The 25,312-nt window shown below is 65.3% G+C and carries 26 protein-coding genes; 10 read left to right on the forward strand and 16 right to left on the reverse strand.

The genetic code is table 11. The features are described from left to right. Together QM712_RS26800 and QM712_RS26805 are read right to left on the reverse strand one after the other, a co-directional pair. Positions 1–645, reverse strand: coding sequence for a Crp/Fnr family transcriptional regulator (locus QM712_RS26800; RefSeq protein WP_415026160.1), 645 nt, complete (start codon positions 643–645; stop codon positions 1–3). 145 nt (positions 646–790) lie between these two features. Beyond that, the gene (locus tag QM712_RS26805; protein WP_415026161.1) at positions 791–955 is read right to left on the reverse strand and encodes a hypothetical protein; all 165 of its coding nucleotides are present in this window, start codon (positions 953–955) and stop codon (positions 791–793) included. A gap of 133 nt (positions 956–1,088) precedes the next feature. Here QM712_RS26805 and QM712_RS26810 point away from each other — a divergent pair, with 133 nt between their 5' ends. Beyond that, entirely contained in the window at positions 1,089–2,444 is a 1,356-nt protein-coding gene (locus QM712_RS26810) for a protoglobin domain-containing protein (RefSeq protein WP_415026162.1), read from the forward strand. 85 nt (positions 2,445–2,529) lie between these two features. On the opposite strand, the gene QM712_RS26815 is transcribed toward QM712_RS26810, so the two are convergent. Then, positions 2,530–3,702, reverse strand: coding sequence for a M20 aminoacylase family protein (locus QM712_RS26815; protein WP_415026163.1), 1,173 nt, complete (start codon positions 3,700–3,702; stop codon positions 2,530–2,532). A gap of 818 nt (positions 3,703–4,520) precedes the next feature. Here QM712_RS26815 and QM712_RS26820 point away from each other — a divergent pair. Further along, positions 4,521–5,108, forward strand: a complete 588-nt coding sequence (locus QM712_RS26820) for a TetR family transcriptional regulator (protein ID WP_415026164.1) — start codon at positions 4,521–4,523, stop codon at positions 5,106–5,108. 36 nt (positions 5,109–5,144) lie between these two features. Here the strand turns inward: QM712_RS26820 and QM712_RS26825 are convergent, their stop codons facing one another. After that, positions 5,145–5,450, reverse strand: coding sequence for a hypothetical protein (locus QM712_RS26825; protein ID WP_415026165.1), 306 nt, complete (start codon positions 5,448–5,450; stop codon positions 5,145–5,147). Between the two features lie 296 nt (positions 5,451–5,746). Between QM712_RS26825 and QM712_RS26830 the strand changes: the two genes are divergently transcribed. Together QM712_RS26830 and QM712_RS26835 are read left to right on the forward strand one after the other, a co-directional pair. Further along, on the forward strand, positions 5,747–6,487 hold the full coding sequence (locus QM712_RS26830) for a metallophosphoesterase family protein (protein ID WP_415026166.1): 741 nt from the start codon (positions 5,747–5,749) through the stop codon (positions 6,485–6,487). 5 nt (positions 6,488–6,492) lie between these two features. Continuing rightward, on the forward strand, positions 6,493–7,932 hold the full coding sequence (locus QM712_RS26835) for a protein kinase domain-containing protein (RefSeq protein WP_415026167.1): 1,440 nt from the start codon (positions 6,493–6,495) through the stop codon (positions 7,930–7,932). 239 nt (positions 7,933–8,171) lie between these two features. On the opposite strand, the gene QM712_RS26840 is transcribed toward QM712_RS26835, so the two are convergent. Beyond that, positions 8,172–8,363, reverse strand: a complete 192-nt coding sequence (locus tag QM712_RS26840; protein WP_415026168.1) for a hypothetical protein — start codon at positions 8,361–8,363, stop codon at positions 8,172–8,174. 510 nt (positions 8,364–8,873) lie between these two features. Beyond that, entirely contained in the window at positions 8,874–9,575 is a 702-nt protein-coding gene (gene rpe / locus QM712_RS26845; RefSeq protein ID WP_415026169.1) for a ribulose-phosphate 3-epimerase, read from the reverse strand. Between the two features lie 252 nt (positions 9,576–9,827). Here rpe and QM712_RS26850 point away from each other — a divergent pair, with 252 nt between their 5' ends. After that, positions 9,828–10,625 carry an EF-hand domain-containing protein gene (locus tag QM712_RS26850; RefSeq protein WP_415026170.1) on the forward strand — a complete coding sequence of 266 codons (798 nt, stop codon included), beginning with the start codon at positions 9,828–9,830 and terminating at the stop codon, positions 10,623–10,625. 46 nt (positions 10,626–10,671) lie between these two features. Here QM712_RS26850 and QM712_RS26855 read toward each other — a convergent pair whose 3' ends face one another. Together QM712_RS26855 and QM712_RS26860 are read right to left on the reverse strand one after the other, a co-directional pair. After that, on the reverse strand, positions 10,672–11,670 hold the full coding sequence (locus QM712_RS26855; protein WP_415026171.1) for a P1 family peptidase: 999 nt from the start codon (positions 11,668–11,670) through the stop codon (positions 10,672–10,674). Positions 11,671–11,729: 59 nt separating this feature from the next. Continuing rightward, a complete protein-coding gene (locus tag QM712_RS26860) occupies positions 11,730–14,444 on the reverse strand; it encodes a PAS domain S-box protein (protein WP_415026172.1) in 2,715 nt (904 codons plus the stop codon). Positions 14,445–14,778: 334 nt separating this feature from the next. Here QM712_RS26860 and QM712_RS26865 point away from each other — a divergent pair, with 334 nt between their 5' ends. After that, positions 14,779–15,171, forward strand: a complete 393-nt coding sequence (locus tag QM712_RS26865) for a response regulator (protein ID WP_415026173.1) — start codon at positions 14,779–14,781, stop codon at positions 15,169–15,171. Between the two features lie 66 nt (positions 15,172–15,237). Here QM712_RS26865 and QM712_RS26870 read toward each other — a convergent pair whose 3' ends face one another. The 5 genes from QM712_RS26870 to QM712_RS26890 all read right to left on the reverse strand — a co-directional run bounded on the left by QM712_RS26870 (position 15,238) and on the right by QM712_RS26890 (position 20,487). After that, a complete protein-coding gene (locus tag QM712_RS26870; protein WP_415026174.1) occupies positions 15,238–16,356 on the reverse strand; it encodes a branched-chain amino acid ABC transporter substrate-binding protein in 1,119 nt (372 codons plus the stop codon). A gap of 150 nt (positions 16,357–16,506) precedes the next feature. Next, complete coding sequence (locus QM712_RS26875) at positions 16,507–17,241, reverse strand: ABC transporter ATP-binding protein (protein WP_415026175.1); 735 nt, start codon at positions 17,239–17,241, stop codon at positions 16,507–16,509. A gap of 160 nt (positions 17,242–17,401) precedes the next feature. Continuing rightward, positions 17,402–18,235 (reverse strand): ABC transporter ATP-binding protein, encoded by an 834-nt coding sequence (locus tag QM712_RS26880; RefSeq protein ID WP_415026176.1) that lies wholly within the window; start codon positions 18,233–18,235, stop codon positions 17,402–17,404. Beyond that, positions 18,232–19,557 (reverse strand): high-affinity branched-chain amino acid ABC transporter permease LivM, encoded by a 1,326-nt coding sequence (gene livM, locus QM712_RS26885; RefSeq protein WP_415026177.1) that lies wholly within the window; start codon positions 19,555–19,557, stop codon positions 18,232–18,234. Before livM ends, QM712_RS26880 begins: the two co-directional genes overlap by 4 nt. A gap of 12 nt (positions 19,558–19,569) precedes the next feature. Next, entirely contained in the window at positions 19,570–20,487 is a 918-nt protein-coding gene (locus QM712_RS26890; protein WP_415026178.1) for an ABC transporter permease subunit, read from the reverse strand. Between the two features lie 265 nt (positions 20,488–20,752). Between QM712_RS26890 and QM712_RS26895 the strand changes: the two genes are divergently transcribed. Then, positions 20,753–20,914: a hypothetical protein gene (locus QM712_RS26895; RefSeq protein WP_415026179.1), complete on the forward strand. Its 162-nt coding sequence runs from the start codon at positions 20,753–20,755 to the stop codon at positions 20,912–20,914. Positions 20,915–21,204: 290 nt separating this feature from the next. After that, positions 21,205–21,741, forward strand: a complete 537-nt coding sequence (locus QM712_RS26900) for a hypothetical protein (RefSeq protein WP_415026180.1) — start codon at positions 21,205–21,207, stop codon at positions 21,739–21,741. Here the strand turns inward: QM712_RS26900 and QM712_RS26905 are convergent. From QM712_RS26905 to QM712_RS26915, 3 genes are all read right to left on the reverse strand, one after another. Beyond that, positions 21,703–22,095 (reverse strand): carboxymuconolactone decarboxylase family protein, encoded by a 393-nt coding sequence (locus tag QM712_RS26905; RefSeq protein ID WP_124162311.1) that lies wholly within the window; start codon positions 22,093–22,095, stop codon positions 21,703–21,705. The genes QM712_RS26900 and QM712_RS26905 overlap by 39 nt on opposite strands. Before the next feature lie 110 nt (positions 22,096–22,205). After that, positions 22,206–22,988 carry a 3-oxoadipate enol-lactonase gene (gene pcaD / locus QM712_RS26910; protein WP_415026181.1) on the reverse strand — a complete coding sequence of 261 codons (783 nt, stop codon included), beginning with the start codon at positions 22,986–22,988 and terminating at the stop codon, positions 22,206–22,208. Between the two features lie 15 nt (positions 22,989–23,003). Next, positions 23,004–24,368, reverse strand: a complete 1,365-nt coding sequence (locus QM712_RS26915; protein WP_415026182.1) for a 3-carboxy-cis,cis-muconate cycloisomerase — start codon at positions 24,366–24,368, stop codon at positions 23,004–23,006. A 183-nt stretch (positions 24,369–24,551) separates the two neighbouring features. Here QM712_RS26915 and QM712_RS26920 point away from each other — a divergent pair, with 183 nt between their 5' ends. Next, a complete protein-coding gene (locus tag QM712_RS26920; RefSeq protein ID WP_415026183.1) occupies positions 24,552–24,998 on the forward strand; it encodes an SRPBCC family protein in 447 nt (148 codons plus the stop codon). Positions 24,999–25,150: 152 nt separating this feature from the next. Further along, a partial coding sequence (locus QM712_RS26925) for a 2Fe-2S iron-sulfur cluster-binding protein (RefSeq protein WP_415026184.1) occupies positions 25,151–25,312 on the forward strand: 162 nt, incomplete at its 3' end.

The raw sequence follows: 25,312 nt of genomic DNA on the forward strand, positions 1-25,312 counted from the left end.
TCAGGCTCCGTCGAGAGTCCCCAGGCGTTGCAGTTCGCGCAGATCGAGCACTTCGAGCACACCGTTCGAGAGGTCCGCGATGCGGCGCTCGCGGAAGGCGCTGAGCACGCGGCTGACATGGACCGGCGTGAGGCCGACGGCATCGGCGATGTGCTGCTGGCGGAGCGGCACGCGATAGCGTTCGTCGCGTATCACGTTACGGCTGGCGATCCGCTTCATGAGCTGCAGGAACAGATGGGCGATGCGCTCCTCGGCGGAGAACTGGCCGAGTGCTGCGATCGTTTCGTCGGCGGTCCTGGCCTCGCCCGCGCAGCATTCTGCGGCGGCCCACAGGATGTCCAAATTCATCGCGACGCGGGCGTCGATCTCCGCCCGCTTCATCGTGCTGACCTGGATCGCGGTCAGAGCCTTCACCGAAAAGTGCAGGCGTCCGCTGAACAGCGAACCGGTCAGGACATCGCCGGGCAGCAGGAAGCCGAGGATCTGCCGCCGGCCGTCCGGCATCTGAAGGAAGCGAAATCCCCAGCCTGCGCAGAAGACATAGATGTCAGGTGACGTCTGGTTCGCGGTGAGCAGCTGCCTTCCTGCAGGGACCACGACGTGATGCTGCCAGTCGGATGTGCCGAGCGATCCCGGAGGGGACACGCTCTCGAAAACGGCGCGGCAAAATCCGGAAGCGCCACTTCTCGGGCAGCTTGCACAAGGCGAAATATCCTTCATCGTTCGCTGAAGTCGCCAGTGCACAGCCGCATCGTTGCGGGTTCTCCGGATTTCAATTGCGGCGCCATGATCAGTAACATTCTCTCTTAGTCAACAGCTCTTTTGTCGCGAAATTCTGACGGCGGAAAACTTGAAATGCAGTGCCGGTAATCTCTTGCTCGTCGAGATCCGCAGCGGTCATCGCTTTCGATGCAGGACGCCATTCTTGTTGATCTGGATTATTGATCTGCATCAAGTCGACTTCACCTGCGTTGATCTGCGCTCAATCAACCTTAACCGAGAGAGCCGATAGTCGCCGGCATTGACCTTGCCGACTGATTGTTCGTTTCCAGCGTTTCGTCCCCGCCAGATTGCAAAGGGCACAATCGATGACACTCGCATCCACGTTGAATGACGGGAGCCAGGATCGCGACGCGCGCATGCGCTTCATGCGCATCGATGAGCAGACCGGAGAACTGCTGCGTGAATTCTGGAGATCGGTCGAGCAGGCGCTGCCGGATATTCTGGAAGGCTTCTACCGCCATCTGTCGAGCGAGCCACGCCTGGCCGTATTGATCGGCAACGACATGCCGCGGTTGAAGAAGGCCCAGAGCTCGCATTGGGCGCGTCTGTTCAACGGCCGCTTCGATCACGACTACATGCACGGCGTGCGCACGATCGGGCTGATTCACAACAAGATCGGCCTCGAACCGCGCTGGTACATCGGCGGCTACAATTTCGTACTCTGCCGGCTGGTGGCACTGGCCGTCAGCAAGTACCGGTGGACGCCGGCACGAATGACCAAGGTGCTGACCGCACTCAACTCCGCCGTGATGCTGGACATGGACATCGCGATCTCGGCGTATCAGGAAGCGATGCTGGCCGAGAGGCAGCAGCAGCAGGAAAAGATCGCGGCGGCCATTCGGGGGTTCGACGGCCGGGTCCAGACCGTCCTCGAACGGCTTGCAAGCTCGGCTTCGGGCTTGCACGGCGTTGCCAACACGCTCGCCGAAAGCGCCGAACGTTCGACGCAGCAGTCGAGCGCGGTGGCGGCAGCGTCGGAGGAGGCATCGACCAATGTGCAGGCCGTGGCGGCTTCGACGGAGGAGCTGTCCTCGTCGATCAAGGAGATCGGCCGCCAGGTGTCCGAGTCGACCAGAATTGCCGGCGTCGCCGTCGATCAGGCGGGCCGGTCAGGCGCGGCGATCGAAGGCCTGACCAATGCGGCGCAGCGGATTGGAGACGTCGTCGAGTTGATCAGCACGATTGCTGGGCAGACCAATCTGCTGGCGCTGAACGCCACGATCGAGGCGGCGCGCGCGGGTGAGGCCGGCCGCGGCTTCGCGGTGGTTGCTTCCGAAGTGAAGGCGCTGGCGGAGCAGACGGCGAAAGCGACGGGCGAGATCAGCCAGCAGGTGCTCTCGATCCAGGACGCGACCAGAGAGTCCGTCGGCGTCATCCACCAGATCGGCGCGACCATCGCCTCCGTCGACGAGGTCGCGACCGCGATTGCGGCCGCGGTCGAACAGCAGGGCGTGGCGACCGCCGAGATCGCACGCAATATCCAGGAGGCCGCGCGCGGAACGCATGATGTGTCGAGCAATATCGGCGGGGTGAGCCACGCCGCAGGCAGGACCGGCGTCACCGCGTCCGAGTTGCTGACAGCCTCCAGGGAGCTTTCGGGCCAGGCCGCCGAGCTGCGCTCCGAAGTCGAAAACTTCTTCGCGGCAATTCGGGCGGCGTGAACCCGGTCTTCGGACATGCGCGATGGCGGCGCTCGCCGAGAGCGGAAAGGAGTGGGTCAGCTCGTCGCCGACCCACCTTGCTCTCCTAGCCCGCCGGCATCGCCGTCTCGATCAGGCGCACCCAGAACGAGGCGCCGTGGCCGAGGATGTTGTCGTTGAAGACGTAGGCCGGGTGATGGCATTCGTGGCCGTCGCCCATGCCGACCAGCACCATCGCGCCGGGGCGCGCTTCCAGCATGAACGAGAAGTCCTCCGCGCCCATCATCGGAATGAACTTGTCGTTGACGCGCTCGGCACCGACGATGTCGCGGGCGACGTCGGCAGCGACCCCGGCCTCGCGGGCGTGGTTCATCGTCACCGGATACATGCGCGTGTACTTCGTCTCGGCCGAGCCGCCATAGGCGCGCGCGACGCTTTCGGCGACTTCGCCGATGCGGCGCTCGACGAGATCGCGCACGTCGGGGTCGAGCGTGCGGACGGTGCCGGCAAGCTCTGCGGTTTCAGGGATGATGTTGAAGGCGGTGCCGGCGTTGAACTGCGTGATCGAGATGACCGCCGACTTCAGCGGATCGACGTTGCGCGCCACGATCGACTGCAATGCGTTGACGATCTGTGCGCCGATCAGCACGCTGTCGACGGCTTTGTGCGGTCCGGCTCCGGCGTGGCCGCCCTTGCCGTGGACGGTGATGCGGATGTTGTCGGAGGAGGCGAGCATCGCGCCCGACGTGGTCGCGAAATGACCTTCGGCCAGCCCCGGCATGTTGTGCATGCCGTACACTTCCTGGATGTTCCAGCGGGTCATCAGGCCGTCTTCGACCATGGCCTTGCCGCCACCGCCGCCTTCCTCGGCGGGCTGGAAGATCACGACCGCGGTACCGTCGAAATTGCGTGTCTCGGCAAGATATTTGGCGGCGCCCAGCAGCATCGCGGTGTGGCCGTCATGGCCGCAGGCGTGCATCTTGCCGGGGATCTTGGACGCGTAGGCGACGCCCGACGTCTCCATGATCGGCAACGCGTCCATGTCGGCGCGCAGGCCGATGGTCTTGCCAGACGCGGACTTGCGGCCGCGGATCACACCGACGACGCCGGTGCGGCCGATGCCCGTCACCACCTCGTCGCAGCCGAACTCGCGCAGGCGGTCGGCGACGATGCCGGCGGTGCGGTGAACTTCGTACAGCAGCTCCGGATTCTCGTGGAAGTCATGGCGCCAGGCGGCCATTTCGTCGGAGAGGGCGGCAACACGGTTGACGATGGGCATGGAGTAGATCCGTTTCTTGTTGGTAGGGCGGGTTCGCTCAGCGTAGCCACCGGGATGCGAGAGAGAAAGGGTGGTGTCAATCCGCCCTGCGGATCGACGCTCAGCTCGCCAAACGCGCGCTTGAAGATCGTTTCCACGTGCTTGAAGTGGCCGCAGTCGAAGCGCTGCTTGATCGCGGAATCGATGAGGTATCTCGGTGTTCTTCTCCGGGGCGATGAGCACCTGGTCGAGCCCGGTCAGCGAGGCCGGCGGCACGATGAAGCGGACGTCGAGGCAGGTGTTCAGCAGGTCGGAGAACGCCATGTGGCACTCAAGGTCCTTGGCCCAGTTCGTTTCGGCAACTTTCTTTGGGGACGTTGGGCCAGGGACGCCAATGGCGGCATGACCCTGCCGGCGGGGAACCGGCCGTCTCTTCGTCGGGAACCGTCCAGCAATAAAAAATTAACTATCAGCTGCCGATCACTGACTGACAGATATTGAAATCTGTCAGTGAGAGGAGTATATCCGTCTCCGGATGCTCGGTTAGGGCATCCCGCGGTCACCTCCAGGGGGAGCCTGACATCCGGAATTTTCTCGGGTCGAGGGTCGTCATTGAAGGGCGAGGGCCGTGGACGAATGGAGATGTAAGAAAATGACGACCGAAATCATCAATCTCACCGGCACGATTGGGCATTGGCTCAATTTACTGGTGGCGCGCCAGATCGCGGCGCAGGCTGCAAAACTGCCTCATTGAGGCGCGAGCTTTCCGAACGACCGGCAGGGGCGCTTCGGAAATAGCGCCGCCGCCGTATGAACCCTGACGGGAACAAGGTGCTGGCATGAATGAAGCCGTTGTCTTGACGCCGGAGCGCATCCTCGAAGTCACCGAGGACGTTTTGCGGCGCTACGGACTTGCCAAAGCCACCGTGGTCGACGTTGCCCGTGCGCTCGATGTGAGCCATGGCAGCGTTTACCGCCATTTCCCGAGCAAGGCTTCGCTGCGCGAGGCCGTTGCCAAACGCTGGCTCGACCGCATCGACGCGCCGCTGCTCCAGATCGTGGAAGAGCAGGGGCCCGCGCCGGAGCGGCTCGACCGCTGGCTGCGCACGCTGTTTGCCGCCAAGCGCTCGCGCGTCCTCGACGATCCCGAGATGTTCGAAACCTACCTGACGCTGGCGCGCGAGGCCTGCGCGGCCGTCAGGTGTCACAAGGACACCATGATCGACCAGATCGTGGCGATCCTGTCCGATGGCGTGAAGCAGGGCGTTTTCGACGTCGCCGACGTCAAGACGACTGCGCGCGCGATCTTCGATTCGACCAGCCGCTTCCACCATCCGGCGCACGCCGACGAGTGGAAAGATGCCGATCTGGCAGCCCGCGTCGACGCGACGCTCGCGCTGTTGCTGCGCGGGTTGAAGGCAGGATAGTCCGCTAGCCCTCCTTGGAGGGCGCCAGACGACCGGTCAGCCTCTTGCCTTGTGAAGAGTGTCGCCGTTGTAATCCGGAGCGGGCGATGCAGATCGTCGGCGCGCGTGAAAGGCGGGGTCGGACGACGGCACGACCGGCGGGCTTTCCGGATATGGATTCACCGCGATTTCGACCGCATCCTTCGAGCGCTTTCGCAGGCGATAAAATGTCAGGTCCTGATCCAGCGTCGGGCAGCGGAAGTGAACGACGGCGGTGTCGGGCAGGCGGCAAAGTTCGTCGATGAGCTCGCCTACGGTGATGATGGGGGGATGAGCGGCTGCCTTGTGATGACCCTTGCTCATGACGTTTCACTCCTTTGCTCTGCTGTTAACCGGAACCGTATGGCCTCCGTTCCAATCGCCGGCACATTAAGAGTCGTCAGGTCATCCGGGGGATGCGGCAGTCCTGCTGCTGAATCCTCGTGAGCCCGGCAGATCGCCGCCGGCCGCACGAGCCGCGCGGGTGCCCAGCCGATCAAGAGCGAGATTCGCCATCGCGGCAGGTGCCGCTGGAAAACCGCGCCGCGCTGGCGCATGGTCTTGATGTCTCTCAATTCGGCCTTATCGCCTCCGGATAGGACCTTGAGGGTGGAGGGTGCGTGCTTCTCGCTGTCTTCTCGGACATCCACGGCAATCGGCAGGCATTCGAGGCGTGCCTGAAGGCGGCGCGGGGGCTCGGCGCCGAGCGCTTTGTGATGCTCGGCGATTTCGTCGGCTATGGCGCCGATCCGGAATGGGTCGTGGATACCGCGATGAGGCTGGTCGAGGACGGCGCCATCGCGGTACGCGGCAATCATGACGAGGCGGTCAACACGACGACCGAGACCATGAACGCCGAGGCGCAGACCGCGATCGAATGGACCCGCGGACGCCTCGATGTGGCACAGCGGCGTTTTCTGGCAGAACTGCCGATGCTGGTCGAGGACGGCGATCGCCTCTACGTGCATTCGGAGGCCTCCAACCCGCAGCGCTGGCACTATGTCCGCGCGACGGCGGACGCCGCGAAGAGCCTGATCTCCACACCCGCCCATGTCACCTTCTGCGGCCACATCCATCGTCCCGCCCTCTACTCCATGTCGGTGACGGCGAAGATGACGAGCTTCGTGCCGAAGACCGGCGTGCCGGTGCAACTCCTGCGCGGGCGGCAATGGCTCGCGGTGCTCGGCTCGGTCGGCCAGCCGCGCGACGGTGATCCCGCCGCGGCGTTCGTGCTGTTCGATACCGCGTCGTGCCAGATCACCTATTGCCGCGTGCCCTACGACATCGAGACGGCGGCGGGCCGCATCCGCGAGAACGGCTTGCCGCACTGGCTCGCCGACCGGCTCTCGCAAGGGCGCTGACCGCGATGCCGAAATCCCTGGTCAAGCCCGGTGCGGAGATCGACGGCTACACCATCGGCGAATGCGTCCATGCCGGCGGCATGGCGACGCTGTGGACGGTGACCCATCCCGGCATCGAGGTGCCGCTGCTGATGAAGATCCCGCGGGTGTCTGAAGGCGAGGACCCCGCCGCGATCGTCTCCTTCGAGATGGAGATGATGATCCTGCCGCGATTGGCGGGGATGCACGTCCCGGCCTGTTTCGGCACCGGGGATTTCGCCCACCAGGCCTATGTCGTGATCGAGCGCATTTCCGGCACCACGCTCTACAAGCGGCTGCCCGACCTGCCGCTGCCCTACGAGGAGGCGCGGCTGCTGGTGGTGAAGATCGCGACGGCGCTCGCCGACCTGCACCGGCAGAACGTGATCCATCACGACATCAAGCCGAGCAGCATCATGTTTCGCGACGGAGGCGATGCGGTGCTGATCGACTACGGCCTGTCGCACCACAATCATCTGCCCGACCTCCTGCAGGAGGAGTTCCGCCTGCCTTACGGCACCGCGCCCTACATGGCGCCGGAACGGCTGCTCGGGGTGCGCGACGATCCGCGCAGCGATCTTTTCTCGCTCGGCGTGCTGCTCTATTTCTTCACCACGGGCGAACGACCGTTCGGCGAAGGCGAGACGCTGCGTGCGATGCGGCGCCGGCTGTGGCGCGATCCGCAGCCGCCGCGCAGGCTGCGGCCGGATTATCCGCCCTGGCTCCAGGAGGTGGTGCTGCGGTGCCTGGAGATCGAGCCGGTCTGGCGCTATCCGACCGCCTCGCAACTCGCCTTCGATCTCGCCCATCCGGATCAGGTCAAGCTCACCGCGCGTTCGGAGCGGCTGAAGCGCGATTCCCTCGGCGTCGTGTGGCGCCGCCGCTTCAACCAGGGTGTCACGCTGCCGCGCGCGAAGTCCGATGTCGCGGCGCAGATCGCCTCGAGCCCGATCCTCGCGGTTGCGCTCGATGCGACCGAGGGCGCACCGGAACTGAACGAGGCGTTGCGCGTCACCACCGAGCGCATTCTGGCGACGCTGCCTTCGGCTCGGCTCGCCTGCATCAATGTCCTGAAACTCAACCGCATTGCCATCGACCGGACCCTGGACGAGCAGGGGTCCAACAAGCATGTCGACCGTCTGGTGGCGCTGAGGCACTGGGCCACGCCGCTCAAGCTGGATGAAGGCCGGCTGTCGGTCCACGTGCTGGAAGCAGTCGATCCCGCCGCCGCGATCCTCGAATTCTGCGAGACCAACCAGATCGACCACGTCATCATCGGTGCGCGGCAGGGGTCGCTCAGGCGCACATTGCTCGGCAGCGTCTCGTCCAAGGTCGCCTCGGAAGCGACCTGTACGGTCACCGTGGTGCGCCCGCCACGGATCACGGCGGATGCAGGCGATGCAGATGCCGGCGAAGCGGCAGGGTAGCTGGCATATCGCGGTGGAGATTTCGCTGCGGCCGTCCTTCGAGACGCCCGCCTCCGGCAGGTTCCTCGGGACAAAGCCTTGGCTTGGCGGCGAAGTCTCAAATCCACGTGGCAAGGACGCTGCGTCACCGCACGTCTCTAAGCATGCGGCCGATCACCGCGATTTCCCGAACCCTGGGGGCGGCTGGCCTGCCCGCGGCCGGACGGGCAGCGAGACGGCCGGTCGCCCCTTGCGCCGGATCAGGCCGCGTGGGCGCTGTGGGCGGCGCGCTTGCGACGGATGGGCCAGGTGAAGCGCGGGCCGGAGTCGCCATGCTCGGCATGGCCGCCGAAATACTGGACGATCTCCCGGCAGGGCTCGCAGTTGAACAGGTTGCCGGAGGCGGACGCCTTGGTCATTTCCTTCAGGCAAGTCGGACAGTGCGCGTTCATCGGTTCGATCCAGAGAGAGATTTGAATGTCGAGGTGGCGGCCGGAACGGAGGATCCCGCTCCGCGATCGCCGCTGCGATTGTTGTCGGGCTTTGCTTCGGTCCGTTCGAGCCGGCCGAAGAAATAGTCGAGGTCGGTATGCGGGCGCCGCGGAATCCGACACCTGCGCTTCGGTTGGCGCTTCACGATCGCGAGCCGCATGGGGCTCAGCCCCGGCGTGGAAGAAGGTGGGTGACGCGTGCGGAGCGTGCCGCAACCTTCACCGATCGTGCTGCTGGGATATGGACGAACACGGCCACCGCACTGAAACCAAGCCACAACGCTACGCCAGTCCAGACCAGAGTTGTCGTCATGATGTGCTCCCGCCAAAACACGCAGGAATCACTAGCGGTGATTTGCGCGAATCAGGGAAGCCCGGATGAGTACGGAATCTAAATTTATTTTTAAGGATCGCGTGTCGCAGCGCTCGTGAAGGCTGAAGACCGTTCGATCTGGAGTCGCGCGAAGCGATCTAGATCGCTTCGCCGCGCGCACCTGCGGCCGCGTTGCGGATCGCGGCGATGTTGGCCTTGTAGGCTTCCTGCGTGCCGCCCCTGAACACGGATGTGCCGGCGACGAACGCGTTGACGCCGGCCGCAGCCAATGGGCCAGCGACGTCGGGACCGACGCCGCCGTCGACCTCGATGTCGATCGGGCGGCCCGCCGTCATGGCGCGGATGTCGCGAACCTTGCCGATCGCGGACGAAATGAAGGCCTGGCCGCCGAAGCCCGGATTGACCGACATCACCAGCACGAGATCGACTAGGTCGAGCACATATTCGATCACGCTGATCGGGGTTCCCGGATTGAGCGAGACTCCGGCCTTCTTGCCGAGCGCACGGATCGCCTGCAGGGACCGGTGCAGGTGGGGGCCGGCTTCGGCATGCACGGTGATGTGGTCGCAGCCGGCTTTGGCGAAAGCCTCGAGATAGGGATCGCAGGGCGCGATCATGAGATGCGCGTCGAAGATCTTCTTCGTGTGCGGACGCATCGCCTTGATCACGTCGGGACCGAAGGAAATGTTCGGAACGAAGTGTCCGTCCATCACGTCGAGGTGCAGCCAGTCCGCACCGGCGGCATCCACGGCGCGCACCTCTTCACCGAGCCTGGAGAAATCCGACGCCAGGATCGAGGGGGCGATCGCCAGCGGGCGAGGCGTGAAGGTCTGGGTCATGGGCGGTGTTTCCCGTCGCGGCCGTGAGAGGGTGGGTTCGCCTAACATGGGCACTCGCGGCGGGCAATGCAGGGCGGACGTGCTTCCTGTGGGCGGAAATTTCTGCCGTCCGCGGCACGAATTGCCGATGTTCCCGCGGCTCGCAATCCGGATCGGAAGCGGATTTCATTGGGGTTTTTCCGATGGCACGCCGCTTGCTGACCTCATCGGCCGATATTGGCCGCGGCATGCCGCATCGGTTGGAGTTGTGCAATGTTGTTTGCCCTCAGCGCCGCCTCGAGTGCGCTCGATGCGATTCAGTCGCTGACGAGCTCGAAATCGTCCGCGACGCAGACGACGGGATCTTCGCAAGGCGCGACCAATCCGTTCTCGATCGATAGCAGCAGCGGCAGCACCGCCGGCACGGCAGCCTCGTCGGTCAAATCCGGCAATTGCCCCTCGATTTCGCCGGAGACGATGAGCGCGTTGATCGCTGCCCAGAGCCAGTCGTCGGACGGCACGAGCAGTTCGTCCAGTTCGACCTCCTCGACGTCGACGAGCCCGCAGGACGCGCTGAACGATCTGTTCTCGCAGCTCGACGCGAACGGCGACGGCCAGATCACGAAGTCCGAGTTCGAGAACGCCCTGGGTGCCGGCGGCACAAACCTTGCGCAGGCCGACGACGTGTTCTCGAAGCTCGACGCGAATTCCGATGGCAGCGTCAGTCTCGACGAGTTGTCGAAGGCGTTGAAAGGCAGCCATCATGGCGGCCATCACCATGCCCAGGGCGCCGGTGGCGCCGGCGATGCGTCCGGCAGCGACTCGGATTCTTCGTCGCAATCGAGCGATGGATCGACCTCGACCACGACGAGCAATGGCGACGGCTCGACCACCACCACAGTCACCTATGCCGACGGATTCAAGATGTCGACAACGGTGCCGGGTGCGTCCAGCTCCTCCAATGCATCGGGCGGCGGCAATTCGCCTTACGACTGGTTCGGCCAGATGATGCAGCGCCAGGCGCAGGCCTCGGCCGCAACCTCCGCGTCATCGATGTCGATGAGCGTGTAAGCCTGCTCTTGCCTCGTACCGCAAGCGGGGCGAGGGAGCGAACCGTCTATGATCCGAACCGGTCCTTCCATGCCGGGAGCGCGTCGGTGAACGGCAGCGCGGTGGCGCTGTGGATGCCGCGAGCAATCGCGCGGGCGACCACATTGGCGGCGACCATGCCCAGTTCGGTGAGTTCGACCAGCGGTTCGATCGGCTTCTCGCAGGTGGCCGCCGCGAACAGCACGTCGCCGTCGAGCGGGGCGTGCACCGGGTAGATCGCGCGGGCGAATCCGGTTTGCGCGATCATCGCCAGCCGCTTGGCCTGGGCCTTGGTCAGGATCGCGTCGGTGACGACGAGGCCGATCGTGGTGTTCTCACGCTCGCTTGCGGCGGGACCGCCCTTGATGCGCAGGGCCAGCATGTCCGGGGTAAACGCAGCCGGCAGGCCGCGTCCGCCGAACTCGCCATTCTGCTCGAAGGGCGCGGCCCAGAACGAGGGCCCGTCGCCGACCGTGACGCTGCCGACCGCATTGACGGCGATGATCGCGGCGACCTTGACACCGTTGCTCGTCGTTGCCGAGGCCGAGCCGAGCCCGCCCTTCAGGGTTGCCGTGGTGGCGCCGAGGCCCGCGCCGACGCTGCCCAGGGCGAAGTCGGTGCCGGCCGCGGCGGCGGCCGCATACCCGAGATCGCGATAGGGCGAGAAGCGGCCCCAGGCCTTGTCGCCGCCATTGAGCAGGTCGAACAGGATCGCGCCCGGCACGATCGGGATCACGGCGTCGCGGATCCGGAAGCCGCGGCCCTGCTCGGCGAGCCAGGCCTGGACGCCGCCGCCGGCATCGAGGCCGAAGGCGGAACCGCCGGAGAGCACGATCGCGTCGACGCGCTCGACCGTGTTGGCGAGGTCGAGCAGCGAGACCTCACGTGTACCGGGGCCGCCGCCGCGAACGTCGATCGCCGCGACCGCCGGAGTGTCGAAGATGATCGCGGTCGTGCCCGAAGCGAGCTTCGCATCGCCGGCGTGGCCGACGCGGACGCCGGCAATATCGGTCAGGAGATTCTTCAAGACACCGCTCCATGGGCTATCGCTGTTCACTCCAGCGATAGCGCACGGACACTGCGGGCTCAACTCGCCAGCGCCATCCTCAGCATCCTGGCGAGCTCGGACTTGCGGTAGGGCTTGGCCAGCAGCAGCACGCCGGAATCGAGCCGGCCGTGATGGACGATAGCGTTTTCGGTGTAACCCGAAGTGAACAGCGTCCTGAGGTCGGGACGCCGCCGCGCCGCCTCGTCGGCGAGCTGGCGGCCGTTCATCCCGCCCGGCATGATGACGTCGGTGAAGAGCAGGTCGATCGCGGCGTCATCATCGATGATGGTGAGAGCCTCGGCCGCGTTTGCGGCTTCGAGCGCGGCGTAGCCGAGGCTCTTGATCTGGGTCACGACATATTGCCGCACCAGCGCATCATCCTCGACGATCAGGATCTTCTCGTGGCCGCCGGTGACGGGCACGTTCTGGAGTGCCTCGAGCTCGGTCTCCTGCACGCCGGTGGAGCGCGGCAGATAGATCTTGACGCTCGTGCCGTGGCCTTCCTCGCTGTAGATCTTGATGTGTCCGCCGGACTGCTTGACGAAACCGAACACCATGCTCAGCCCGAGGCCCGTGCCCTTGCCGACTTCCTTGGTGGTGAAGAACGGGTCGAACACCCGTTCGAGCAGCTCCGCCGGAATTCCGGATCCGGTGTCGCTGACCGCGATCATCACGTAGTTGCCGGGGGCGACGTCGGCGTTCATGCTGGTATAGCCGTCGTCGAGGAAGACGTTTCGGGTCTCCAGCACCAGCTTGCCGCCGCCGGGCATTGCATCGCGCGCATTCAGCGCGAGATTGAGGATCGCGGTCGAGAGCTGGCTCGGATCGACCAGCGCCGGCCAGGCATCCTCGGTGAGCTGCGGAGTGATCGAGATCTGTTCGCCAAGCGTCGGATGCAGCAGCTTGGCGGCCTCCAGCACCAGTGCGTTGACGTCGATCTCGCGCGGCTGCAGCGGCTGCTTGCGGGCGAAGGCGAGCAGGTGCCTGGTCAGTTGGGCGCCGCGCTCGGCCGCGTCGTCGATCAGCCGGGTGATCGCGGCGAGCTCGGGACGGTCGGACACCGCGTCCCCCAGAATGCCGATCGTGCCCGTGATGACGGTGAGGACGTTGTTGAAGTCATGGGCCACGCCGCCGGTCAGTTGACCGATGGCGTCCATCTTCTGGGCCTGGCGGAACTGTGCTTCGGCGGCCTGTTTCTCGGTCAGGTCGCGCCCGATGAAGAAGTGACGCTTGATCGGCTCCGACCAGGTGCCCATCCAGTTCAGCGCGACCTCGTGTCCGTCGTCATGATAGTAGCGCGCCTCGAAGCTGCGTTTGGTCTGCCCCCGGCGCGCGGCGCGCATCTCGTTGCGTGTGCTCTCGAGATCGTCGGGATGAATGAATTCGGTCGCGCTGCGCCCGATCAGATCTTCCGGCTTCAGGCCGAGGATGTCGGTCACGCTCGGACTGACCTGGACGAAATTGCCGACGCTGTCGGTGACGAGGATGAGGTCCTGCGACGTCTCGAACACGCTCCGGCGCTCTTCGGTTTCCCGGCGAAGCACCTCCCGGGCGCGCTTCTCCTCGGTGATGTCGTGCACGATCTTGGACACGCCGATGATATCGCCGCTGGACGATCGCAGCGGAGAGATGTTCAGGACGACGTCGAGCTGACGGCCGTCCCGGCGCGTTCGCACCGTCTCGTGCTGGGCGATCGTCTCGTTGCTGCTGATGCGGTTGAGGATCTCGCGCACTTCGGACCGCCGGTCCTCGGGCACGATGATGTCGATCGATTTGCCGACGGCCTCCTCGGCGGAATAGCCGAACAGTCGTTCGGCGGCGCCGTTCCAGCCGGTGACGATCCCGTCGAGCGACTTGGTGATGATGGGGTCGTTGGAGGAGGCGACGACCGCGCTGAACAGCCCCAGGCGTTCGCCGTAGACGGTGCGCTCGTAATCGGATTGCCGCCGCAGCGCGCTGACCAGCCCCGCGGTCTGTGCCTGGAGGCGGACATTCTCGATCAGCAGCACCGCGAGCACGAAGCTCGACGCGCACAGGCCGTAGATGCGGCCGGCATAGAAACCGAGATCGAAGCGGGCGACGTTGACGATGGCCGACAAGGCGATGTCGAACAGCCAGGCGCACATCACCACCATGAGCCAGATGTCGATCACCGTGTGCGGCCTTCGGAACCACAGCGTGACGAGAGCCGCGACGCTCAGCGACCATACGAAGGAGACGACGCCCAGCATCACGGTCGTGTAGTGCCCGTCCTTCAGCAGGATCGGCAGCAGGTCGTGCCGTGCGGTCACCATCCAGGTGAAGGCGCCGATCGCGACGATGACGCCCAGCACGCTGGCGGTGATCGCCGGCCATGTCGGGCCTTCGACCCGGTTGGCGCCGTTGCCGTTCTTGCGCGCGGCCCCCGCGTAGGCCAGCACGAACAGCGGGAAGCCGCCGTGCCAGATCATGTAGAGCCATACGGTGGTCTGCGGACCGGCACCGAACAGTCCGGTCGGGGCGAACAAACCCGGGAAGGTGAGGGCGTGGGCGACGGCCGCCGCCGCCGTGAACAGGTAGCCGGTCGACAGCAGAAGCAGCGCGCGGCTGCGCAGCACGGCGAATTGTGACAGCAGCAGGATGGCGGTGATGATGTCGATGACCGCGAGCGCGGATTGATAGCTGGCCACGAAAGCCGGCACTGGCAGGAGCGGCATGCCGGCGAAGGGCACGGCCAACGCGAAGAACATCGCGGACACGCCGACGATCGCCAATGCTGCACTGCGATCGCGCTGTGTAGCCGGCAATGTCGAAAGAAAGGTGCTTCGGTCGTTGGGTACGGGCACGTTCACCTCTCGTGGGGCGGCGGCATGGGTTTTCCATGTCCTGTGTTCGGTCGGCTGCCTGATCTGGATGGTAGCCGGCTTTGGATGCTCATCCGTAACGGACGGGCCCGCGACTCAACCGAGGGTTACAGCTTACTTAACTTGGGCAGGGATTTAGAGTTATGAACTGGTAAGGTGGGCTTTACCGGCGGGGTCCATACTGCCTTGCCGCACGGTGGGTTTGAATTAAACGAATTATCGATAGAAATCCGAGAGTTGTTACATGCCCTGTGTCCTCGTTATCGACGACCAGAAGGACGTCCGCGCCATGGTCGCGATGGTGCTGCGGGTCAACCAGTACGACGTCGTTGAAGCGGAAAGCGGCGCGGCCGGGCTGAAGGCCTTCGGCGAAGGCGCTTTCGACGCGGCGATTGTCGATATTTTCCTGGCTGGCGCCAGCGGCGTCGACGTCATGGCAACCATCCGCGAGCGCGTCCCGGGGTTCCCGATCGTGGCGGTATCCGGCATGACCGCGATGGATTTCATGGACGAGGCGCCTGATCTGGCCAATGTGGTCTGCCTGCAGAAGCCGTTTCGGCCGAACGACCTGCTGCGCGCGCTCAAGACGGCGCAAGCCCACTTCGCGGCCGACGGAACCGAGCAGGCCGCCGTCTGATCGAAAAACGCCCCGGCGAGCCGGGGCGTTCGTGACGATTTGGCCGGGTGCAGGACCCGCCGGTTCTCAGGTGCCGTTGCCGCTGATTTCGGCGTAGCCGCCCTTGGCGTCCCACTTGTAGACGACATAGTCGAGCTGCTTGATGTCGCCTTTGGAGTCGTACTCGATCGGGCCGATCACGGTGTCCCACTTGCCGGCCTTCATCGCCTGCATGACCTTCTTGGCGTCGGTGGTGCCGGCCTTCTTCGCCGCTTCCGACCAGACCTGCATCGCCGCGTAGGTGTAGAGCGTGTAGCCCTCGGGATCGATGTTCTTGGCCTTGAAGGCCTCGACGATCTTCTTCGCGGTCGGCTTGTTGCGCGGGTCGGGGCCGAAGGTGAACAGCGTGCCTTCGCCGGCCGGGCCGGTGATGGACGCGTACTCCTTGTCGGCGAGCGCGTCGCCGGCCATCAGGATCGTCTTGAGGCCCTGGTCGCGCATCTGGCGCAGGATCAGGCCGCTCTCCTGATGGTAGCCGCCGACATAGACGAGGTCGATGTTGTCGCGCTTCAGGCGCGAGACGATCGCGTTGAAGTCCTTGTCGCCCTTGTTATAGGACTCGTACATCTTCTCGGTGATGCCGGCCTTGTTCAGCGCCTTCTTGGTCTCGTCCGCGAGACCCTTGCCGTAGGTGGTCTTGTCGTTGAGGATCGCGATGTTCTTGCCCTTGAAGTTCTTCGCGATGTACTGGGCGGCGACGAGGCCCTGCTGATCGTCACGGCCGCAGACGCGCGCCACGTTCCACAATCCGCTGTCGGTGAATTTCGGATTGGTGGAGGCCGGGGTGATCTGGAGCACGTTGCCGTCGGCATAGGCTTCGGAGGCGGGGATCGAGGACGACGAGCAATAGTGCCCGGCGACGAACGGCATCTTCGCGCTGGCGATCTTCTCGGCGACCGAACGGGCCTGCTTCGGATCGCAGGCGTCATCCTCGACGTCGAGCGCGAGCTTCTTGCCGTTGACGCCGCCGGCCGCGTTGATATCGGCCACGGCCATCTCGGCGCCGTTCTTCATCTGGCGGCCGAAGGCGGATTCGCCGCCGGTCATCGGGCCTGCGACTGCGACGGTGACATCCTGCGCGAACGCCGCGCTCGACAGCGCGATCGACGCGCCGAATGCCAGACCGATGAGCTTCAGTGATTTCATGAGATACCTCGCGGGTGGTCGCCTGTGGAAGTTGCCGGGCAGGCCCGGTCCAAACCGGCGCCATTCTCGAATGAATTTTCCGAGAAGTCACCGGCAAAATACGGGCATTGGCGGGGATATCTCGCCACATTCCGACGCATGCGGGCGGCTTCAGCCGTGCCGGCCGCCTTCCAGATAGGCGGCGCGAATCTCAGGGCGCTGCAGCAACTCGGTGCCGGTTCCGGCCAGCGTGATCAGGCCGTTGACCATGACATAGCCGCGGTGCGCGAGCTTGAGCGCGTGGTTGGCGTTCTGCTCGACGACCAGAACGGTCAGGCCGTCCTGCCGGTTCAGGGTGCGGATCGCGTCGAAGATCTGGCGCGCGATCAGCGGCGCCAGCCCGAGCGAGGGCTCGTCGAGCAGGAGCAGGCGCGGGCGGCTCATCAGGGCGCGCCCGATCGCCAGCATCTGCTGCTCACCGCCGGACAGGGTCCCGCCGCGCTGGGCGTAGCGCTCCTTCAGCCGCGGAAACAGCGTGAACACCCGCGCCAGCGTGGCGTCGCGCTCGGCATCCGTGCATGCGGTCGCGTCCGCGCCCATCTGCAGGTTTTCCGCAACGCTCATGCGCGGGAAGATGCGCCGGCCCTCCGGCGATTGCGCGATGCGCAGCTTCGCGATCTCGTGCGTGGGCACTTCGGTGATGTCGCGGCCTTCATACAGGATCTGGCCGGCGCGGGCGCGCGGCTTGCCGAAGATCGTCATCATCAGCGTCGACTTGCCGGCGCCGTTGGCGCCGATCAGCGCGACGATCTCGCCGGCATTGATCTCGACGTCGACGCCCTTCAGCGCCTCGATCTTGCCGTAGGCGGCGCGCAGGGACCGGATCGCGAGCAGGGGCGTGGTCATGCCGCAACCTCGCTGCCGTCGCGGCCGGGCATCGCTGTCCGAAGGATGGCGTCGCTCCGCTCCCCTTTGTCGCGGCCGGCCACGTCCTGAAGCTCGACATTCGACGGAAGCGTGGACCCCCGGATCGCGCCCGAGCGTGCCGACCTGGAGAGACCGGCAATCACGACCCGCTCTCCATCACTGCCATCGCCTCTTCCTCGTCGGCGCCGAGATAGGCGGCGATCACCTTGGGGTCGTCGCGCACCTCGCGCGGCGATCCTTCCGCGATCTTGACGCCGTGGTCCATCACCACGATGTGGTCGGAGATCTCCATCACGACCGACATGTCGTGCTCGATCAGCAGGATCGAGGTGCCCTGATCGTTACGGATCGAGAGCAGGAGCTCGCTCAATGCGGCGCTCTCGCGCGCATTGAGGCCGGCAGCGGGCTCGTCCAGGCACAGCAGCGCGGGCTGCGTGCACATCGCGCGCGCGATCTCGAGCCGCCGCTGGTCGCCATAGGCGAGATTGCCGGCGGCATCGTCGGCACGGTCGAGCAGGTTGATCCGCTTCAGCCACTCGGTTGCGAGCTCGATCGCCTGCTTCTCGGCGTCGCGGTAGCCGGGCGTGCCGATCAGGCCGAGGAAGGTGAAGCCGGAGGCGCGCATCAGTGCGTTGTGCTGCGCCACCATCAGGTTTTCCAGCGCGGTCATGCCGGGAAACAGGCGGATGTTCTGGAACGTGCGCGCCACCTTGGCCTGCTTGGCGATGCGGAAATCGTTCAGCCGCTCCAGCGCGACCACCTTGCCGTCGTCATGGGTGAGGCGGATGGTGCCGCCGGTCGGCTTGTAGAAGCCGGTGATGCAGTTGAAGACGGTTGTCTTGCCGGCGCCGTTCGGGCCGATCAGCGCCGTGATCCTGGTCCGTTCGGCCGCGAACGAAAGGTCCTGCACGGCGACGATGCCGCCGAAGCGCATGGTGAGGTTGTCGACCCGCAGGATCTTCTCGGCGCTCATCCGTGGCCTTCCTTGACGAGGTCGGACGAGATCGCCTTGGCCTTGGTGAGAAACACGGTGGGCGCGCGGTGGCCGATCAGGCCTCGCGGCCGCCAGATCATGATCAGCACCATGGCCATGCCGAATACCAGCATGCGGTAGGTCTCGAGGCTGCGGAACAGCTCGAAGCCGCCGATCATGGCGAGCGCGGCCAGCGCCACGCCGAGCTGGGAGCCCATGCCGCCGAGCACGACGATGGCAAGCACCAGCGCCGATTCCTGGAAGGTGAAGGATTCCGGGCTGATGAAGCCCTGTCGCGTGGCGAAGAACGCGCCGGCGAAGCCGCCGAACATCGCGCCGGTCGCGAACGCGGTGAGCTTGGTGGTGGTGGTGTTGATGCCGAGCGCGCGGCAGGCGACCTCGTCCTCGCGCAGCGCCTCCCAGGCGCGGCCGATCGGCAGCCGCCGCAGCCGGATCGTCACCCAGTTGGTGAGCAGCGCCAGCGCCAGGATCAAATAGAACAGGAAGACGATGCGGTGGGTCGGCGAATACTCGATGCCGAGCTTGGCCGCGAGCCCGGCGTCGCTGTTGTCGAGCGGAATGCCGAAGAAGCTGGGGCGGGGAATCCCGGACACGCCGTTGGGGCCGCCGGTCAGGTCCTGCCAGTTGATGATGACGAGACGGATGATCTCGCCGAAGGCGAGCGTCACGATGGCGAGATAGTCGCCGCGCAGGCGCAGCACCGGAAAGCCCAGCAGCACGCCCCAGAACGCGGCAAGGATGCCCGCCAGCGGCAGGCAGATCCAGAACGACCAGCCGAAATTGGTGGCGAGCAGCCCGTATGAATAGGCGCCGACCGCATAGAAGGCGACGTAGCCGAGATCGAGCAGGCCGGCGAGACCGACCACGACGTTCAGTCCCCAGCCCAGCATGACGTAGGTCAGCACGAGGATCGCGAGATCCAGGATGTAGCGCTGGTTATAGAAGATGACCGGCACCAGCAGCGTGAAGATGAGCAGCGCCGGCGCGAGGTAGCGGCCGACGAACGACATGCCGCTCTGCACCGAAGGCGGCACCAGCTTCTCGGCGCCGGACGCGCCGATCCACTGCCGCAGCAGCTCGATCACGATCGAGCCGCCGAACACCGCGGCGACCAGCGATGCGAGCTCGCCGAAGCGCGTCCAGTAGGTGAGCTGGCCGTCCGGACCCGCCTCGGTGCGGATGCCGACCATCAGCGAGAACAGCACCAGTGCGATCAGCGCGTTGACGAGCGCCGTCTTCAGGATGGAGGGAATGCCGGCGGTGCGACTTGTTTGCGTGGTCTCGTGCGGGATGGATGTCACGCGGCCGGTCCGTCAGACTTTTTCGACTTCGGGGCGGCCGAGCAGGCCGGTCGGCATGAAGATCAGCACGACGATCAGGATCGAGAACGCCGCGACGTCCTTGTATTCGACCGAGAAATAGGCCGACCAGAACGTCTCGATCAGGCCGATCGCGAGGCCGCCGAGCATGGCGCCGGGCAGCGAGCCGATGCCGCCGAGCACGGCCGCGGTGAACGCCTTGATGCCGGCGACGAACCCCATGAAGAAATCGACCAGACCGTAATAGAGCAGGTACATCAGCCCGGCGACTGCGGCGAGCGCGGCGCCGATCACGAACGTCATGGAGATGGTGCGGTCGACGTTGACGCCGAGCAGCGCCGCCATGGTCTGGTCCTGCTCACAGGCGCGCATGTCGCGTCCGAGCCGGGTGCGCGAGACCAGCCAGGTGAAGATCGCCAGCAGCACGATGGTGGTGACGACGACCATGATCTGGATGTTGGAGAGCTGGATCACGAAGCCGTCGGAGCTCTCGTGCAGCGTGTAGCCGCCGGTGATGAAGGGCGGGATCGGCTTGACGCGTGCGCCCTGCGCCACCTGCGAATAGTTGGTCAGCACGAAGGACATGCCGATCGCCGACAGCATCGGGGCAAGGCGGAAGGAATGGCGCAGCGGGCGGTAGGCGATCCGCTCGATGGTCCAGCCGTAGAGGGCGGTGATCGCCATCGAGACCAGCAGCACCAAGAGCAGGATCACGGGGATCGCGGTCAGGCCGAGCGAGATCAGGATCAGGAACGTGATGAGGGCGATGAACCCGCCGATCATGAAGATGTCGCCATGGGCGAAGTTGATCATGCCGACGATGCCGTAGACCATCGTGTAGCCGATGGCGATCAGGCCGTAGATGGAGCCCAGGACGAGGCCGTTGATGAGCTGCTGGGCGAAATAATCCATGCGCTGCCGTACCAAACCTGAAGCGGCTCAAAGGGAGCTCTTTGCAGACAGTTCTTGGGCCCCGGCAGCCCTTGAGCATCGTCTTGGTTTTGTAACAGGAGGGAACTGGCGGCCGCAACTGGGCAGGCCTTGGCATAAAGGCTTGTACAGAGGTGATTTTCGCCGCAGCGGTTCCGCAGATGCGAGGAACCGGGTTCCTGAGGCAACCAAATCGGAAGCCGGCAGTTATCCCCGGGTCTGACGTCCAACAAGGGAGTTTTCCCCCATGACGAAGCAGCAGAACCAGAATCCGGGCCAGCAGCACCAGAGCCCAGGCCAGCAACAGGGCGGCGGCCAGAAACCCGGACAGCAGCAGCAGAATGACCCGATGCGTCAGGGCGACAAGCCCGGCCAGCAGCATGGCGGCCAGCACGGTCAGGACAAGTAGTTCGGGAGCCCAGGAGTGAGGCCACCACAAGTGAGGCCAAGCGTGAAGTGAGACCAAGAACAGAGTGAAGCTGGGAGTGGAGAAGGCCCTGCCGAGAGGCGGGGCCTTTTTCTTGCGTCTTCTTGTTGCGCCCTTTTTCCCGGGCTCGCCCAGGCCCGGAACGCCGAATTCGGGGGACGGATTAAGGTAAACAAAGGGTTTAAATTGCCGGCATAGTCCGATGCGCGTTAGCTCCCCGCAAAGCCGCCGCGTTCCTTCGAATGCCGGCGGCCAACGATGCGGGAAGCGACATGTTCAGGAATTGGCGGATCGGTTCGGTCAACGGCGCGCTGCTGGCGGCCTATTTCATTCCGGCCTGGACGCTCGTCGCCTTCAGCATCATGGTGGCGCCCGTGCATGGCCTTTACGAGCGGCCGAGCGTCGCGGTCGCGCTGTTCCTCAGCGACAATCTCCAGATGGCGGGGATGAGTACCGTCCGGGCGGCCTGGCTTCTGGCGCTGGGGCGGCTGACCGTCGTGGCGTTCTTCGCGATCTATCTCGCGCTGCTCTGCATCCCCCTCACTCGCCGGAACGGCGGCAGCGACGAGGCGCTCGGCATCGCGCTTGGCATCGGCAGCCTGATCTCGTTCGCGAGCATGGTGATGGCCTCCAGGGTCGGCGAGATGGCCGCCCTCCGGCTTCACGCCACCGAGCTCCTGCTCCTGCTCGGTGCAGCCATCGTGCTCGTGATCGAACGGCCCGAGGCGGCCCCGCAGGCCGCCCAGGCTCCAGTCAAGGCGCCTGCGCCGCTAGCTCTTGAGCAGGCCGAGCTCCTGCACAATCGCTGAGGCCTCCTTCACGGCGTGGTTCACCGCCGGCACGCCGCAATAGATCGCCTGCTGGAGCAGGATTTCCTTGATGTCGTCGGGCGTGAAGCCGCCCTCGGCGAGCGCCGCCCGCACATGCAGGCGGAATTCATCCCATTGCCCGAGCGCGACCATGGTGCCGATCACCAGCACCCGTCGCGTGCGCTCGTCGAAATGCGGGCGCGTCCAGATCTCGCCCCAGGCATAGCGCGTGATCATGTCCTGGAAATCGGTGTTGAACGCATTGCGGTTCGCGATCGACTTGTCGACCCAGGCATTGCCCAGCACTTTCCGGCGCACGTTCATGCCGGCATCGCGGCGCTTCTGGTCGTCCATGTTGTTTCCTCCTCTGCGTCATTGCGAGCGCGGCGAAGCCATCCAGAAATGTATCCGCGGAGACATCCCGGATTGCTTCCTCGTTACGTTCCCAGCAATGACGGCTGTGGCTAGCGTTGCGTCAGGAATCCGACCACCGCGTCGGTGAACGCGTGCGGCTGTTCGACATTGGAAATGTGCGCGGCATCGACGAGTGTCATGCTCGCGCCGGGAATCTTGGAGCGGATCAGCTCGCTCGCGGAGACCGGCGTCGCCATGTCGTGGCGACCTGCGATCACCAATGTCGGGCTCTTGATCCTCGGCAGCAGCTCGCGCTGGTCGAGCGTCGACAGCGCCTCGCAACAGGCGATGTAGCCCTCGACCGGCGTGGCCAGCAGCATCGATTTCATCTTCGCCGTGATCTGCGGCTCGCGCTCGCGGAAATCCTGCGTCAGCCAGCCGGCGATCACGGCGTCGGCCACCGCGGCGATGCCGCCCTTCTTCACCGCGTCGATGCGCTCCAGCCATTTGGTCGGCTCGGCATAGTAGCAGGAAGTGTTGGCGAGGATGATCTTGCCGAAGCGCTCCGGTGCGTTCGCGCCGAGCCATTGCCCGACCATGCCGCCCATCGACAGGCCGCACCAATGCACCTTCTCGATGTTGAGGTCGTCGAGGATCGCCAGCACGTCGCGGCCGAAGCGCTCCATCGTGTAGGGGGCGGGAGGAACGCCGGACTTGCCGTGGCCGCGGCGGTCGTAGCGGATGACGCGAAACACCTGCGTCAGCGCCTTCATCTGCGGCTCCCACATCTGCAGCGTGCAGCCGAGCGAGTTGGAGAGCATCAGCGTCGGCCCGCCGTCGCGGCCCTCGACGGAGACGTTGATCAGGCAACCGTCGGCATCGATCATGGGCATGGCTGGGTCTCCGTTCTATTCCGGCTGTTCGCGGTCGAGGCTGTCGAGCAGGCGGTCGATCAGCGCCTGCGACGAACCTTGATAGGCCATCGGCTCGAACAATGCCGCAATTTTTTCCGGCGAGAGATGCACGGTGATCCGCGGGTCCGCCGACAGCACCTCGCGCAGATGTTTCTTCTCGGCCACCGCGCGCTTGCTCGCGGCTTCGACGAGATGGTGCGCATCGCTCTTGCCGAGCTTCTCGGCCAGCGCGAAGGTGACGGCTTCGGCCATGATCAGGCCGTGCGTCGCATCGAGGTTGCTGCGCATGCGTGCGGCGTCGACGTCGAGGCCCTCGGCGATGTCGACGATGGCGGCGAGCGCGCCGGAGGCGACCAGCATCAATTGCGGCAGCGTCGGCCATTCCGCGTGCCAGGGGCCTGCGCTGCGCTCGTGGTCCTGCACCTGGGCGGCCAGAATCGTCGCGGCGAGTTGCGGGGCCATGGTTGCCGCACCCAGCGCGCTCGCGGCTGCGACCGGGTTGCGCTTGTGCGGCATGGTCGACGAACCGCCACGGCCTTCGCCGGCCGGTTCGAAGGCTTCGGCCACGTCGGTCTGCATCATCAGCGAAACGTCGCGGGCGATCTTGCCGCAGCTTCCGGCGAGAATCGCGAGGCACGAGGCTGCTTCCGCGATCCGGTCGCGATGGGTGTGCCAGGGCGCCTCGGGCAGGGGCAGGCCCAGTTCCTGCGCCAGTCGTTCGGCGACGGCGAGTCCGTTGTCCCCGAGCGCGGCCAGCGTGCCGGCGGCACCGCCGAACTGCAGCGCGAGCCCTTCGCGGCGGAGCCGCCGCAGCCTGCAGCGGGCACGGGCGAGGCTTGCGGCATATTCGGCCGCCTTCAGCCCGAACGGCATCGGCAGCGCGTGCTGGAGCCAGGTGCGGGCCACCATGGCGGTGTTGCGGTGCGCCCGCGCCAGCGCGGCAAAGCCCCTGATGGCGCGGCTGAGGTCGGCGTCCAGCGCGTGGATGCCGGCGCGAAGCGTGAGCATGGTCGCGGTGTCGATCACATCCTGGCTGGTGGCGCCCCAATGCACGTAGCGCGCGGCCTCAGCGTCCGTCTTCGCGACCTGGGCGGTGAGCGCCTTCACAAGGGGAATCGCGAGATTGCCGGACCGCGTCGCGGCCTCGGCCAGAGCCGCCATGTCGAACGCGCCGGCCTTGCAGGCGGCTTCGATCGGGGCCACCGCGATGGGGGGAATGACCCCCGTGGCCGCTTCGGCCCGTGCCAGGGCTGCCTCGAAATCGAGCATGTTCTGCAGCATCGACCGATCGTCGCAGATCGCGCGCATCGCCGCGCTCGACAGCATCGGCGCAAGCAGGGGGGAGAGGGATGTACTCATGTTGCGCAAGTCCTGGACCGAGACCTAACCATCATGGCCCCGGCTCTGCCAATCCAGAACCCTCCGCGCAAGCTTTTTGCAGTTGCGAATATGCATTGCACGTGGCCGGGTGCCACTCTTTCCTTTGGGCCCCCCGTGCGTTACTTGAACGGCATTACAGTTGCGCGATCCGGGAGACGCCCCATGGCCATGACGATGAACGGCGAAGTCCAGCTTGCGGCGCCGCGCGAGGCCGTGTGGGCCAAGCTCAACGATCCCGAGGTGCTCAAGGCCTGCATCCCCGGCTGCGAGGAACTGGAGAAGACCGACGACGGCGGTTTCCGTGCGACCGCGAAAATGAAGGTCGGACCGGTGTCGGCGCGGTTCAAGGGCAAGGTCACGCTCAGCGATCTCGATCCTCCGAACGGCTACAGGATCTCGGGTGAAGGCGAGGGCGGGGTCGCCGGATTCGCCAAGGGCGGCGCCGTGGTCAAGCTCGCCGAGAAGGACGGCGGCACGCTGCTGTCCTACGACGTGGAGGCGCAGATCGGCGGCAAGTTGGCGCAGCTCGGGCAGCGCCTGATCAACGGCACCGCGAAGAAACTCGCCGACGAATTTTTCACGAATTTCGCCAAGGCGGTACAGGGCTGAAGGCCCGATACCCCTTCCGCAGAGCGCTTTTTCGGCATGGCACCTTGTGTCCCGGGCGATGTTGCCCCCGGGCATAATGGCCCATATGATGGGTTGGAATAATTATAAGAACGCTTCGACGGGACCCGTCGGGGCGCTGATAGAGAGTGCTTATGGCAAAAATCTCCCTCATCGTGAACGGCAATCCTGTTACCGCCAATGTCGATCCCCGTACCCTGCTGGTGCAGTTCGTGCGCGAGCATCTGCGCCTGACCGGCACCCATGTCGGCTGCGACACCTCGCAGTGCGGCGCCTGCGTCGTGCATCTCGACGGC

The sequence above is a fragment of the Bradyrhizobium sp. genome, from assembly GCF_047605465.1.
Lineage (GTDB): Bacteria > Pseudomonadota > Alphaproteobacteria > Rhizobiales > Xanthobacteraceae > Bradyrhizobium.

Excerpts from the sequence above, each read along its gene's own strand:
- QM712_RS26810 (WP_415026162.1), top strand. The coding sequence starts at position 1,089 with ATGACACTCGCATCCACGTTGAATGACGGGAGCCAGGATCGCGACGCG.
- QM712_RS26815 (WP_415026163.1), bottom strand. The coding sequence starts at position 3,702 with ATGCCCATCGTCAACCGTGTTGCCGCCCTCTCCGACGAAATGGCCGCC.
- QM712_RS26820 (WP_415026164.1), top strand. The coding sequence starts at position 4,521 with ATGAATGAAGCCGTTGTCTTGACGCCGGAGCGCATCCTCGAAGTCACC.
- QM712_RS26825 (WP_415026165.1), bottom strand. The coding sequence starts at position 5,450 with ATGAGCAAGGGTCATCACAAGGCAGCCGCTCATCCCCCCATCATCACC.
- QM712_RS26835 (WP_415026167.1), top strand. The coding sequence starts at position 6,493 with ATGCCGAAATCCCTGGTCAAGCCCGGTGCGGAGATCGACGGCTACACC.
- QM712_RS26840 (WP_415026168.1), bottom strand. The coding sequence starts at position 8,363 with ATGAACGCGCACTGTCCGACTTGCCTGAAGGAAATGACCAAGGCGTCC.
- rpe (WP_415026169.1), bottom strand. The coding sequence starts at position 9,575 with ATGACCCAGACCTTCACGCCTCGCCCGCTGGCGATCGCCCCCTCGATC.
- QM712_RS26850 (WP_415026170.1), top strand. The coding sequence starts at position 9,828 with ATGTTGTTTGCCCTCAGCGCCGCCTCGAGTGCGCTCGATGCGATTCAG.
- QM712_RS26865 (WP_415026173.1), top strand. The coding sequence starts at position 14,779 with ATGCCCTGTGTCCTCGTTATCGACGACCAGAAGGACGTCCGCGCCATG.
- QM712_RS26870 (WP_415026174.1), bottom strand. The coding sequence starts at position 16,356 with ATGAAATCACTGAAGCTCATCGGTCTGGCATTCGGCGCGTCGATCGCG.
- QM712_RS26875 (WP_415026175.1), bottom strand. The coding sequence starts at position 17,241 with ATGACCACGCCCCTGCTCGCGATCCGGTCCCTGCGCGCCGCCTACGGC.
- QM712_RS26880 (WP_415026176.1), bottom strand. The coding sequence starts at position 18,235 with ATGAGCGCCGAGAAGATCCTGCGGGTCGACAACCTCACCATGCGCTTC.
- QM712_RS26890 (WP_415026178.1), bottom strand. The coding sequence starts at position 20,487 with ATGGATTATTTCGCCCAGCAGCTCATCAACGGCCTCGTCCTGGGCTCC.
- QM712_RS26895 (WP_415026179.1), top strand. The coding sequence starts at position 20,753 with ATGACGAAGCAGCAGAACCAGAATCCGGGCCAGCAGCACCAGAGCCCA.
- QM712_RS26900 (WP_415026180.1), top strand. The coding sequence starts at position 21,205 with ATGTTCAGGAATTGGCGGATCGGTTCGGTCAACGGCGCGCTGCTGGCG.
- QM712_RS26905 (WP_124162311.1), bottom strand. The coding sequence starts at position 22,095 with ATGGACGACCAGAAGCGCCGCGATGCCGGCATGAACGTGCGCCGGAAA.
- pcaD (WP_415026181.1), bottom strand. The coding sequence starts at position 22,988 with ATGCCCATGATCGATGCCGACGGTTGCCTGATCAACGTCTCCGTCGAG.
- QM712_RS26915 (WP_415026182.1), bottom strand. The coding sequence starts at position 24,368 with ATGAGTACATCCCTCTCCCCCCTGCTTGCGCCGATGCTGTCGAGCGCG.
- QM712_RS26920 (WP_415026183.1), top strand. The coding sequence starts at position 24,552 with ATGGCCATGACGATGAACGGCGAAGTCCAGCTTGCGGCGCCGCGCGAG.